The organism is Paenibacillus amylolyticus (assembly GCF_001570725.1).
Lineage (GTDB): Bacteria > Bacillota > Bacilli > Paenibacillales > Paenibacillaceae > Paenibacillus > Paenibacillus amylolyticus_A.
In genome coordinates, this window is sequence record NZ_BCNV01000001.1 from 885,385 (window position 1) to 897,339 (window position 11,955).

At 46.3% G+C, this 11,955-nt stretch carries 13 protein-coding genes, 1 tRNA gene and 1 pseudogene; 10 read left to right on the plus strand and 5 right to left on the minus strand.

The features are described 5' to 3' along the window. Positions 1–20 precede the first annotated feature (20 nt). From PAHA3_RS04145 to PAHA3_RS04160, 4 genes are all read left to right on the plus strand, one after another. On the plus strand, positions 21–455 hold the full coding sequence (locus tag PAHA3_RS04145; RefSeq protein ID WP_062833594.1) for a MerR family transcriptional regulator: 435 nt from the start codon (positions 21–23) through the stop codon (positions 453–455). A gap of 33 nt (positions 456–488) precedes the next feature. Continuing rightward, positions 489–1,391, plus strand: a complete 903-nt coding sequence (locus tag PAHA3_RS04150) for a LysR family transcriptional regulator (protein WP_062833595.1) — start codon at positions 489–491, stop codon at positions 1,389–1,391. A gap of 163 nt (positions 1,392–1,554) precedes the next feature. After that, positions 1,555–2,292: a spermidine synthase gene (locus PAHA3_RS04155; RefSeq protein ID WP_062833596.1), complete on the plus strand. Its 738-nt coding sequence runs from the start codon at positions 1,555–1,557 to the stop codon at positions 2,290–2,292. A 165-nt stretch (positions 2,293–2,457) separates the two neighbouring features. Then, the gene (locus tag PAHA3_RS04160; protein WP_062833597.1) at positions 2,458–4,074 is read left to right on the plus strand and encodes a sensor domain-containing diguanylate cyclase; all 1,617 of its coding nucleotides are present in this window, start codon (positions 2,458–2,460) and stop codon (positions 4,072–4,074) included. Between the two features lie 46 nt (positions 4,075–4,120). Here PAHA3_RS04160 and PAHA3_RS04165 read toward each other — a convergent pair whose 3' ends face one another. From PAHA3_RS04165 to PAHA3_RS04175, 3 genes are all read right to left on the minus strand, one after another. Further along, entirely contained in the window at positions 4,121–4,483 is a 363-nt protein-coding gene (locus PAHA3_RS04165; protein WP_062833598.1) for a winged helix-turn-helix transcriptional regulator, read from the minus strand. Positions 4,484–4,694: 211 nt separating this feature from the next. Next, entirely contained in the window at positions 4,695–5,090 is a 396-nt protein-coding gene (locus PAHA3_RS04170; RefSeq protein WP_062833599.1) for a DoxX family protein, read from the minus strand. Positions 5,091–5,139: 49 nt separating this feature from the next. Continuing rightward, complete coding sequence (locus PAHA3_RS04175; protein ID WP_062833600.1) at positions 5,140–6,132, minus strand: Gfo/Idh/MocA family protein; 993 nt, start codon at positions 6,130–6,132, stop codon at positions 5,140–5,142. A gap of 220 nt (positions 6,133–6,352) precedes the next feature. Between PAHA3_RS04175 and PAHA3_RS04180 the strand changes: the two genes are divergently transcribed. Beyond that, positions 6,353–6,437 (plus strand) — tRNA-Leu (locus tag PAHA3_RS04180). Positions 6,438–6,542: 105 nt separating this feature from the next. Here PAHA3_RS04180 and PAHA3_RS04185 read toward each other — a convergent pair. After that, positions 6,543–6,734: a hypothetical protein gene (locus PAHA3_RS04185; RefSeq protein ID WP_062833601.1), complete on the minus strand. Its 192-nt coding sequence runs from the start codon at positions 6,732–6,734 to the stop codon at positions 6,543–6,545. A 159-nt stretch (positions 6,735–6,893) separates the two neighbouring features. Between PAHA3_RS04185 and PAHA3_RS04190 the strand changes: the two genes are divergently transcribed. Then, on the plus strand, positions 6,894–8,042 hold the full coding sequence (locus PAHA3_RS04190; protein WP_062833602.1) for a sn-glycerol-1-phosphate dehydrogenase: 1,149 nt from the start codon (positions 6,894–6,896) through the stop codon (positions 8,040–8,042). A 226-nt stretch (positions 8,043–8,268) separates the two neighbouring features. Here PAHA3_RS04190 and PAHA3_RS04195 read toward each other — a convergent pair whose 3' ends face one another. After that, on the minus strand, positions 8,269–8,865 hold the full coding sequence (locus tag PAHA3_RS04195) for a helix-turn-helix domain-containing protein (protein ID WP_017689431.1): 597 nt from the start codon (positions 8,863–8,865) through the stop codon (positions 8,269–8,271). Between the two features lie 440 nt (positions 8,866–9,305). Here PAHA3_RS04195 and PAHA3_RS04200 point away from each other — a divergent pair. The 4 genes and pseudogenes from PAHA3_RS04200 to PAHA3_RS04215 all read left to right on the plus strand — a co-directional run. Next, positions 9,306–9,698 (plus strand): annotated as a pseudogene (locus tag PAHA3_RS04200) (phage holin family protein); the annotation flags it as partial. A 285-nt stretch (positions 9,699–9,983) separates the two neighbouring features. After that, a complete protein-coding gene (locus PAHA3_RS04205; RefSeq protein WP_062833603.1) occupies positions 9,984–10,271 on the plus strand; it encodes a Dabb family protein in 288 nt (95 codons plus the stop codon). Positions 10,272–10,444: 173 nt separating this feature from the next. Further along, positions 10,445–10,906: a DUF86 domain-containing protein gene (locus tag PAHA3_RS04210; protein WP_062833604.1), complete on the plus strand. Its 462-nt coding sequence runs from the start codon at positions 10,445–10,447 to the stop codon at positions 10,904–10,906. Between the two features lie 10 nt (positions 10,907–10,916). After that, a complete protein-coding gene (locus PAHA3_RS04215; protein ID WP_062833605.1) occupies positions 10,917–11,831 on the plus strand; it encodes a DUF4261 domain-containing protein in 915 nt (304 codons plus the stop codon). The last annotated feature ends 124 nt before the right edge of the window (positions 11,832–11,955 follow it).

Genomic DNA, 11,955 nt, shown 5'->3' on the forward strand with positions numbered 1-11,955 from the left:
ATGCGGAGGAGGGCCATAGGGTGAGCCATAATGAAGTGTTTTCCATTAAAGAAACGTCAGAACAGGCCGGATTATCGGAAGATACGATTCGCTATTATGAGAAGATCGGACTGCTTCCCCGAGCTGAACGCAAAACCAATCGCCATCGGGTATACCGCCCGGAGGATATTCATACGATGAAGTTGATTACTTGCCTGAAAAAAACAGGCATGTCTCTGGAGGAAATGAAGCCTTATCTACAGATGTCCATGGATTCGGATCTGGCAGATTTCCCGGAGGAACGGGAGATGCTGGTGAACCATCGAAAGAAAGTTGAAGCACAGATTGCTTCGCTACAGCAGGTGGTTGATTTTATCGACGAGAAGTTGGATAAACGAAGTATGTATCCTGATGAATGCCCTATTACCGAGGAGAATCAGATGTCTGTGTTTGAGAAAAAGAACATTTTCTCCTGATCGTACAATGATATCGAAAAGAGGAGTTCAACCTTGACCTTACAACAATTAAAATATGTAATTGAAGTGGCGACGCGTGGCTCGATGAATGAAGCGGCCAAACGGCTATTTATCTCGCAACCCAGCTTGTCGAATGCCATTCGGGATCTGGAGCAGGAGCTGCGCATTACCATTTTTGAACGTACCAATAAGGGCATATCGTTGTCCAAAGAAGGCGTCGAGTTTCTCAGTTATGCACGTCAGGTGGTGGAGCAAGCCGAACTGCTGGAAAACCGATATCTGAACGCGAAGCCATCGCCGCAGCATTTCTCCGTATCGACACAGCACTATGCGTTTGCGGTGAATGCCTTTGTTCGTCTGGTACAGCAGTATGGTCAGGATGAATACGAGTTGGCACTTCGAGAGACGAAGACCTATGAGATTATTCAGGATGTGAAAAGCCTGCGCAGTGAAATTGGCATCCTATATTTGAATGAATTCAATGCCAAGGTAATTAACAAATTGTTAAAAGATGCGGGATTGGTCTTCACGAGCCTGTTCACAGCCAAGCCCCATATCTTTATTAGTGTGAAGAACCCCCTGGCGAAGCAGGAGTCGGTTGCGATTGAGCAACTGCAGGATTATCCGTACCTGTCTTTTGACCAGGGGGAGTATAATTCTTTTCATTTTTCCGAAGAAATTCTGAGTACGTTATCTCATCCCAAAAGCATACAGGTCAATGACCGCGCAACGTTGTTTAACCTGCTGATTGGTTTGAATGGTTATACGATATCTACTGGAGTACTCAGCTCAGACTTGAACGGTAATGAGATTATTCCTGTTCCGCTGGAATGTGAGGAAACAATTAATGTAGGCTGGATAAGTCACAAGAGTACTTCTCTCTCGAATCTGGGCGTAGAATATGTTCAGGCACTGCATGAGGCCATAGGGTCTTAATGATGTTGAAAGGTGCGTACAAAGGCCGTTTCCGTGCAATCAGGAACGGTCTTTTGTTGTTCTTTGACCCGTATTCAAGTATAGGGTGGTGCGTTGTCATCCCTTATAATAGAATGATGATAGGCGATGAATTAGCAGCCAGAGAACGAAGGGAGCACGGTTAGTGAGAGTTCTGTATCGAAATAAAAGTGAACAGCATGAGCTGACGGTATATGATACAAAAAGGCTTTATGGAGAGAAGGGACGGTTTCGTGTATTAGAATTCTCCAACGCAGCTGTGCAGGGCGCAATGGATCTGGATGAGCCTGCCCGGATGGTGCTGGAGTATCCCAGAGCGATGGTGCATCTAATGGAGCGGAATGATCCTGAATTTGATACCGTATTTGTGGTGGGACATGGTATTGGCACATTGCCAACCTACTTGTCTGATCGTCAGGTCAAGGTGGCTGAGCTGGACGCAGAAGTCGCAGAGTTGAGCCAAACCTTTTTTGGATATGAGGGAAGCCCTGTGCTCATTGGGGATGGTCGTGAATTATTAGGACAGGAACCTGCTGGGACATATGATTATATTATTATTGATGCCTTTACGGCAACGGGTACACCTGAGCAGTTTATATCCAGTGATTTTTTTGCGATGGTCAAGGACAAGCTGGACTCGGATGGATCTGTGATTCTTAATGTGTTCGGGCGTGCGGGCAACGATCGGCTTGTCAATGCGATCTATACGACACTTCAGGGACAGTTTGCCTATACACGTGCATTCGCATTACCCGCTGAAACAGCGGACGAAGTCCAAAACCGTATTCTGATAGGCAGTCATCACCCGATCGAGTTTCAGGCTCGTCACATGGCAGGGTTTGTTGAACAGGAGCCGGAAGAAGGATATATCATTGTTGATTAAGGTTGAGTCTGAATAGTATTCTGCCAGGAAAAGTAAAATGTCATTAAATCGTCAATCTTACGATGTAATTGTTAAGACTTCACAAACTCTTTATTTGATCTTAACAACTTTCGTATAAGATAGAGGGAATATGCCTTTTCATGAAAATCCGGGGGAAGTTATAACATGATCGCAGAGAACAGAACATCCAGATTACGAAGAAAAATAAAAAATATCAAGAAGATCAGCCTTACGGCTTTGCTCGGCGGGTTGGTCACCATTTCAGTTTTAATGACATTGACTATCATGGTCATCTCATCTTATACATCTCAGAAACAATCGCTTATTGATAACACCTTGTCGTTGAATTATGCGAGCGCAGTGCAAATGAGCCAAACGCTGGATTCGCTTTTTTATTCCATGCAGGATAGCTTGAAATATGCAGCCAAGTATTTCACGGAGATGGACTACTCTGATACGGATCAGTTGAATTCCACCTTGGACTTGATCCGCAATAGCAGTAACTTCTTCAACTCTGTAGCTCTGGTGGATGAAACGGGAGTAGTCAGGTCCATATCACCCTATTCACAGGCCAGCGTAGGTCAGCATGTTAGTTCCGATGCAGCAAAAGCGGCGATTAAAGCGAGGGCTTCGTATATCTCCGAAGCATACCAGACGCCAAGAACGAAGCGCCGAATTGTATTTGTCAGTGAACCGATCTTCGATTCATCGGGAACGTATCAAGGGACGATCGGTGGAAATATTTTTTTGCAAGAAGATAATATTTTGAGTCTCTCCTTTGGGAGTCAGCTCAAGACAAGCAATGGTTCCTACTTTTTTATTGTAGATAAGAAGGGTACCTTGTTATTTCATCCGAACACGAATCGAATTGGTGAAAATGTCAGTAAGAATGAAGTAGTGCAGAAGCTGCTCCAAGACGAGACGGGGAAAGAACAATACAAGAACCTGGCAGGTGTGGATTCACTTGCGGGTTATTACAAAGTCCCATCAACAGACTGGGGCGTCGTGATCGTGTCTCCTACCCAAACGGTGTACGATCAGTTAAATCATCATATCCGTATGTTGTTGTTATACACTTCAGTGCCTTTCCTGATTCTGACGCTTATTGTAGTGCGGGTTGCACGCAAGCTGGCCAGTCCTTTTGCTATGCTGGCGGATTTGGTGAATCAGGTTGATAAGGGACAAGTGGAGCTGCCTGTGATGAAGCCTCACTGGAACAGAGAGGCAGATCTTCTCACACGAACAGTGGTTGGCGCAATGGCGAACTTTAGGAAGCAGACGAACCAGCTGGCCTATGACGCCAGAACAGATGTCTTAACTGGCATGAACAATCGCAGAACTTTCGAAGAGGTCATCCAGGATTGGATTCAGAACGAAGTTCCATTCTCCATTATTGTTCTGGATATTGACCGCTTCAAATCCATTAATGATACATTCGGGCATCATGCAGGGGATGAAGTGCTGAAACACATTGCCAATATCATTCAATTGTCTGTCCGACCAGAAGATGTCTGCGCCCGGTTCGGTGGAGAGGAATTCGTAGTCTTGTTAAGGAATTCCGAGTCTAACGTGGCATTTGAGATTGCTGAACGTATCCGAATAACGGTTGAGGAAAGTATTTTGCCTATTGATCGTTCCGTCACGATCTCGGCTGGGATTGCTGAATATCCGAAGCACTCCACAGCAGCGACAGAATTATTTCACTTGGCAGATAATGCGTTGTATCAAGCGAAGGAAGAGGGGCGTAACCGTACAGTTACGATCCAGACGGTTATCAAATAAGCAAAGAAGCTGATCCCTAGGAAGAAGGGACAGCTTCTTTTGTCTTTTATACCTCTTGTGAGGATCTGGCCAGAACCTCATTGGTATACGTTTCTCCCCAATCTCGCATGCTGAAGATGATCGGCCGTAACGTTTCGCCAAATGGTGTGAGGGAATACTCCACTTTAGGTGGAATCTGGGGGTATATTTCACGATGAACAATTCCGCTGCCCTCCAACTCTCGAAGCTGCAGGGTGAGCATACGCTGGGTGATGTCAGGAAACAATTTGCGGATCTCGTTAAATCGCAATGGACCGGAGAATAAGTGATACAAAATGGCGCCTTTCCATTTGCCTCCGATCACACTAAGTGTAACTTCCACGGAACAGCCGTATGGCGCGGGACATGCCTTGGTTGCGTCCTTTTTCATTTTAAGTGCACCTCCATTATACGGTAAATGTCTATGGTATCCATTTGGGTGGTTATATCACATGAAGTCCGTATAGTTCATGAAAGAGCATATCACTTATTATTCAGATTAGTAACCCTAATCCTAGCGCAGCCAGATGTGAGTATGTCAAAAAAAAGAGCCCCGGTTTCGTCTTGCGAAACATCGAGGTCCGTAGTGATAAAACGATATATTATAGCAGGGCATCGAGTGAATAAGCCCCGGCACCAGCAAGGGAAACACCAAGTAACGATCCAAGCATCACAAGATTATATTCAAATCCTCCGTTCAGATTCCATAGTCCTTTGTCTGCGTGCACTTTGACTATGGCTACAATCATCGGAATCATGAGCAGAACGACACCAATGATCATCCATAGACCAGCTCCAAACAGGAATCCACCGATCAATTCAGCAAGTCCGGCACACACGGCCATGGTCCTTGCAGGCTGCAGACCAATCGCCCCGAAGAATTCAGCTGTCCCTTGTACACCCTCGCCACCAAACCAGCCAAACAATTTCTTACATGCATGTCCGATCATAATGAAACCAATTACGAGACGAATAATGAGTAAGCCTGTGTCCAACATATGATTATTTCCTCTTCTCTGGATGTATAAAATGGCGAACGTATATACGTCACTTCAGTGACGATAGAATAGCGTCGCATAGCGCCATCGTCCCAATATTATCCTTGGCGCTGGAATGGGGGATAGACTGATTCTGGCAACATTCGATGAAATGAGCCATCTCGCCGACGAACCCACGCAGATAAAGGTCTCGATAAGCTCCAGACATGGGGGAGCCAGAAGGGGTATATACAGTATCTTGCTCCTCAAGAGATTTCCAGGGCAGGTTATCCGAGCTGCGGGATTGATGAACAGTAAGTGTGTTAATCTCTTCGGCTGACGCAAATCCGTTATCGAAGGTGACGAGTACACTTTCGCTCTCCCGTGACCATGCACTCATGCCTGTGAAATACGCACTGCCCACAATGTTATTCTCAAATACAAGGGAAATACTCTGGTTAATATGCTCCCCATCCTTCACGGTTGTGCCTGTAACCCGCACGGCTTCTCCAAACAGGAACCGCATCAGATCAACCATATGAATGGCAGCGAGCTTCATGAACTGCTCCTCATCCTTGCAAAATGGAGTACTGTCCACAGCGAATTTCATCTGAAATGAACGAACCTTACCTAGTGAACCACCATCAATGAGTTCCTTGAGCTTCATATATACCGGAGCATAACGTTTCATAAAACCGACCATGACGACGACGCCAGCCTGCTCGGCAGCTTCTGCTACAGTGGCGGCTTCCGCTGCGTTCCATCCGAGCGGCTTATCCACGTATACATTTTTGCCAGCCCGAATACATTCAAGGACAAGAGCGGTCTGGTCTACAGGCTGGGCAACCACAACAACTCCGTCACAAGGTTCCTGTTGTAACATAAGTTGAGCGTTGTCATACGCTTTTCCGTTGCTCCCAAATCGCAGCAGAGCTGCTTCAGAACGTTCGGTACTGCGTGTGGCAATGGCCTGAATCTGCGCTCCGGCTTCAACAACAGAAGGATATATATTCGTCGATGCATGAAACCCGGCACCGATAAAGCAAAGATTGGCTGTTTTCAAAGTGGATCTCTCCTTTATTTTTTCATTCGTATGGATGGTTTTTGTTTAATGCTACGATAGGTTGTTTGAAGTTGAGAAAAAAGGACATATGTCCTATTCGTGAATGGATAAAAAAGAAGTTGCAATTTTATTTTGGAGCATGTATACTCTGAATTACGGTAAAACAAGGAATTGCTTCACCGGAACGCTTTTCATCGAAGGATGAGGAGATACATATTATGCGGTCGTGGCGGAATTGGCAGACGCGCACGGTTCAGGTCCGTGTGGGCTAACCCCCCGTGGAGGTTCGAGTCCTCTCGACCGCATCTAACAAAAAAAGGTTCGTGATTTGCTCTAGGGCAATTCACGAACCTTTTTTATTTTGTGGATCAGGATCATTAGTGTGAAGCCTATATTTTGCTATCGGCATTCTAGTGTTGAGTTCGGCGCTGGCGCATAATAACTGCCGTGATGATCCCGGCAATGGCTCCTGCAATACCGAATAGGGTAACACTGGCAACCACTTCAAACGACTGGAGACGAAACAAAAAAGCGATACCACTGCCAAAAGTGGTTCCAGCGAGAAATCCGAGCGAAATTCCTAATTCTTTGGTTAATTTCATCGATTCACCTACTTGGAAATGTGAGATATGGATTTGCAAATATTGGGTACAAGCAGTAAAGTGTGATCAGGAAAATCATCACATTGTATTTCCTGTTCTCATTTTGTGGTTTTAATCAGGTAATTATGCATGATATCTCATATGGGAGGGTAAGAGCGGATGAATATGAACGAACGAATTGCAGCGTGGAATGAGGAAGCACAGGAGTGCAACTGCGGTCATCAACATCGAGTAGTGGATATGCTGATCCATCTGGAAGCTGGGGCCATTCAGAGGTTACCAGGTTACTTGTCTGAGCGAGAATATGATCGGGTGACGGTTGTTTATGATCGACATACATTACGGGCCGCCGGGTCTGATGTCCTGAGCAGTATACGGGAAGCGGAAATTCATGTGGATGAGATCGCTCTGCCGGAGAATCGTACGGGTGATATCGTTGCGGATGAAGCGGCTATTGTACAGGTCATGTTGGGTGTGAATCCGGAAAGTCAGGCTGTGATCGCCGTGGGTTCAGGTACCATCCATGATTTGGTGCGATTTGTATGTTCCAAAATGAACAAGCCATTTCTGTCCATACCGACAGCGGCTTCAGTGGATGGGTTTACCTCTGCAGGTGCGCCTTTAATTGTAAGCGGAGTCAAACGGACCTTTCAGGCTGTTCCGCCTGAGGCCATCTTTGCTGATATGAATATCCTGGAGCAAGCTCCCCAAGTCATGACGGCTGCCGGATTCGGAGACATGCTTGGCAAATATACTTCCCTTGCAGACTGGATTGTTTCTCGTGATCTGGGTGGGGAACCGTTCTGTCCGGTCGCTTATCGGATGACAGAAGAAGCACTGAACAGCTGTATAGACCATGTGCAAGCGATTGCTGAAGGACGAGCTGAGGGAGTAGCTGTATTAATGGATGCGCTGATCGTTTCCGGCATTTCCATGCTGATCATTGACCATTCCCGTCCGGCATCCGGAGGTGAGCACCATCTGTCCCACATCTTGGAGATGGATCTGATGCAAGCGGGTGACAGACCGGTTCTGCATGGTGCCAAAGTTGGCGTAGCTTGTGCATTACTTACTGTAAAATATAAAGAACTTGCACAGACATCGGGCGAGCCTGTGTTTGGAATATATGACCATTTGCCGGAGGCTGCTCAGCTTATCGAATGGTTGGAACAAGTAGGCGGACCTGTGACTATTGAACAATTGGGTGTAACCCCGGAGATGGTGGAGCATGCGTTCACAACAGCGCATACGCTTCGCCCTCGATATACCGGATTGAAATATATTAATGAAGTATTGAACACGAGGTAAGGATGACTTTTCATGAAGAACGATCTTCTTGCGTTGTATAAGCTTGGCTTGTAGAGGGCTGTAATGGCTCTGGTTGGAAGCAGAAGGCAGAAAAGGGGAGATTATCTGACATTGCCGACAGAAGAGCTAGGAGAGTGCTTCAAGTTCGGGAGAGAAGGGATACCGTTTATTTAAAAAGGCTCTGGTCTCCTTAAGGGAGAGCAGAGCCTTTTGGCTGTTCGCTTATTTAGTTGTTGCGACGATCTTTCAAGATGACATCTGCGAACAAAATAGTTTTCGGGATGCGGAAAAATTGCTCCGCTTGTTCCTGAAACGCAGCAGAAGGCAGCGTTCCCTGATGCAGCCATTTGCGGAAAGTGCCGGGATGAACCCCGATCCAGTGGCTGACATCTGTCACCGACAAATCATGGACCATACACAAGCCTGTCAAAATACGGTTACTAACCGGAGAACGGGTCACCGTACGCTTCATGAAGCGAGATGACTCGGGTTGACATATGACAGGGCTATTACGGACCACTTCTTCATTGAAGAGAATATGACGCGGGTAGCCGAGTAGTTGGCAAGTTTTGTCCAAATTGGTACTGCCGGGTATCCGTCCTTCGTACACCCACGCACTGACACTGCGTGAAGAGATGGAGAGGTCTTCAGCGAGCTGGGACAACTTGATATCATTGGCCATCAGCACGGCAAGAAGAACACGATTGCGGATTTGACAGCGTGTCGGTTTACGGAATCGTTTAACACGGACGCCTTTTCCCAAGTATTTACGGTTGATCAGAGACCACGCCTGGATGGAATGTTGTTCTGGTTGATTAGGCATATTTCCTCCGATTTTTTTTAACCAAATACTACAATAAACAACGGGGTACTTTCAAGTGCCGCGTTTACCGGTTACAAATGCGTCAATGCGTCAATTCACGATAAAGAGGGAACTACGAACTAGACCATGCGCAATTCACATCCTAGTATATTCCTAGATTACAATGTTTCACTAAAAATGAGGGAACAATTAGAACAGGATTAAAAATAATATAGTTCTAATTACTCATTGATAGGTCTAAAGAACTTTTATCTAATTTTTGTTGATATGATGCGGTTTATTTCCCTGAATTCCCCAATAACATGTTGATTTTCGTTGCCCGGTTGCAAAGAGGATGTGCACAAATCTGAAATGATAAATCCGCAAGTTCAGCATGACATGTGACCTGTCAAATCTCTTACTCTTACATATATTGTAGGGTACTCAAGTGTAAGGGAGAGGTGAGGAACGTGAATCTATCTGTGAATACCTTTGCTGCCATCTCGGGAGCATTTGTTACGTTTGCTTTTGGCGGGTGGGATCAACTGCTGAGCCTACTCGCGGTCGCGATGGCTGTGGATTATATCACAGGTTTGGCAGCTGCGGTTAGAACGGGGACCGGATTGAATAGTAACATTGGGTTCTGGGGGATTGCTCGAAAAGGGCTCATGCTTACCGTTGTTTTGCTTGCCCACCGAATTGACCTGCTTATGGGAACCGATATTATCAAAGGCGGAGCCATTTATTTCTATCTGGTGAATGAACTGATCTCGATCACCGAGAATTATGCCAAAATCGGACTTCCATTGCCAGGAAAGCTCAGACAGGCCATTGCCGTATTGAAGAAGCAGGAAGATCAGGAGTATCTGACAAATCGGGAATGGTCCAAACCGCAGCCAACCACGGACAGCACCAAGCCACAGTCTGAAACAGGACAAACTTCGCAGAATGAATCCACGAAACAGACGGAGGATGGATCTCAAGAGAAATCCGAACCGAAAGGAAACGGTTCGGATTAGTTTTTCATCTCAAGAGAACGTTTCCAAGTATCCTTTCGTAATAGAGAACGTTATGATATATTTTGGATACACGAAAATTCATTCAATTCTACTATTATACTAAACGAGGTGCTTGCTCAGATGATAAAACATATTGTCCTGTTCAAAATGAAAGATCGCTCAGCAGAAAGTATTGAAGCTGCTGCCCAGGTGCTTCGCAATCTGGATGGTAAAATTGATGTTCTGATTTCACTTGAAATCGGGATTGATGTGCTCCGCTCGGAAAGATCATTCGACATTTCACTCACAGCGGAATTTGCGTCACTGGAGGATCTTCAGGCGTATCAGGTGCATCCGCTTCATCAGGAAGTAATCAAGTACATGAACGAAGTCAGAGAACAGTCGATTGCAGTGGACTACGAAATCTAATCTGTCATTCACACTACGTTGAGATAAAGGGGACTCTGCATGAGCGATTTAAGAGACGTTATGGAATTTCTATATATTTTTATTGTGTTTCTGATCGCTTGTCCTGTGATGATATTCTGGCTTAAGCGAAGAGGGAAACGTAACCGATAACTCACTGAACGGGAAGTGAACGAATGTATTATGTGAACAGAGAACAGATTGCCCGCCGGCTTGCTGCTGTACCGGAAGTGGCCGAAGGGCTTCGCCGGGCAGCTCAGGCCTGGGATGGCAGTCTCATGCTGGGGATGGTACAGGAACGTTGTCTTCACCTGGCGATTGAGATTGTTACCGATGTGGGGAGTTATCTGATTGACGGCTTCATCATGAGAGATGCGAGCAGCTATGATGATATTATTCAGATTAATTATGAAGAAAAGGTTTTTGATCATGCGACCTATGAGATTTTGCGTCAGCTTGTCACGTTACGTAAGCCGCTGGTGCAGGATTATTACAGTTGGGAGCGGTCTGAGCTTCATCCACTTAGCGTAGAGTTACCGGATATACTTGAACATTTTACTACTCAGGTTAGCGAGTACGTGGAAAAAGAACTTGGTCCTTTCAATGCGGCACAGCCCGAGGGACAGCGTAAGGAATGAGGGAAATCGCATGACAAATGAATCAAAAGAATTCAATGAAGTAAATACTGAAAGCAAAGATGCAAATGAAACACCTTCCGGATTCCATCCGGTATATATGGTTGAACTCTTGTTCCGGGAACGTCCGGAGGTGGATCGCCTGCGATTGCAGGAAGCGATGATTCGTCACACAGGACAAGTCAGACTGGATGTGAAGCAAGGTGGCGCAGAACAGGACCATGAAATGCTGGTCTTCTATCATCTGAACCACAAGGTGTCTTTCCAGGAAGGAGATATCCCTGCACAGACCTGTATGCTTCCTGTCAACGAAATTGCAGATCGTGCACGCTTTGGTGGGGCTTTGCAGCAAGCATGGCATTGGCCGGAGGCAGGACAAGCTGTAGAAGCTGCGCGTTACTCCATTCGGATACATGACATGTTCACAGCAGCCATGCCTCGTAAACAGCGCCTGGAGCTGTTCCAGAAGACTGTACTGGCAATCATGGAGAGCTTGACCTGTGATGCGCTGTATTGGTATGGCAGTGATAAGCTGGTTGAACCGGAAGCATATGCGCAAGCTCAAGAACGCGAGGAACATCTGTATGCGGCCATGAACGTTCGAATGTATCAGGCCGGAGGTACAGAGGAACAGCGTGAGTTGGTCATGGACACAGTAGGATTGTCTGCGCTGGGTGTGCCTGATGTACAGTGTCACTTCGTTGGTCTTGATCCGGATACGGTGGCCCAGACCTTGCTGGGTGCAGCGTATTACATATTTGACCAGGGGGATGTTCTGCAGGATGGACAGACACTGGGTTCTTCCGGCGGACGTCGCTGGCGTTGTGAGCATCAGGCGGCACTGATTGCACCAGGACGCTATGTCGTTGATTTGCACCCTGGGGATGAGCATGCAGCGGCTGATCTGGAGCCGGCTCGCCAGACCTGAGTTTATGCGAAATGCTGAAAAATAAGGGTGCAAAGAGCACGTTCAGATTATTTTTAACATCTGGAGTGTCAAGTCAAGCCTGTGCTGCTTATAATGCATCAACAGAGTAGGCATTCGCCCGGAT

Excerpts from the sequence above, each read along its gene's own strand:
- PAHA3_RS04160 (WP_062833597.1), top strand. The coding sequence starts at position 2,458 with ATGATCGCAGAGAACAGAACATCCAGATTACGAAGAAAAATAAAAAAT.
- PAHA3_RS04165 (WP_062833598.1), bottom strand. The coding sequence starts at position 4,483 with ATGAAAAAGGACGCAACCAAGGCATGTCCCGCGCCATACGGCTGTTCC.
- PAHA3_RS04170 (WP_062833599.1), bottom strand. The coding sequence starts at position 5,090 with ATGTTGGACACAGGCTTACTCATTATTCGTCTCGTAATTGGTTTCATT.
- PAHA3_RS04185 (WP_062833601.1), bottom strand. The coding sequence starts at position 6,734 with ATGAAATTAACCAAAGAATTAGGAATTTCGCTCGGATTTCTCGCTGGA.
- PAHA3_RS04190 (WP_062833602.1), top strand. The coding sequence starts at position 6,894 with ATGAATATGAACGAACGAATTGCAGCGTGGAATGAGGAAGCACAGGAG.
- PAHA3_RS04195 (WP_017689431.1), bottom strand. The coding sequence starts at position 8,865 with ATGCCTAATCAACCAGAACAACATTCCATCCAGGCGTGGTCTCTGATC.
- PAHA3_RS04205 (WP_062833603.1), top strand. The coding sequence starts at position 9,984 with ATGATAAAACATATTGTCCTGTTCAAAATGAAAGATCGCTCAGCAGAA.
- PAHA3_RS04210 (WP_062833604.1), top strand. The coding sequence starts at position 10,445 with ATGTATTATGTGAACAGAGAACAGATTGCCCGCCGGCTTGCTGCTGTA.
- PAHA3_RS04215 (WP_062833605.1), top strand. The coding sequence starts at position 10,917 with ATGACAAATGAATCAAAAGAATTCAATGAAGTAAATACTGAAAGCAAA.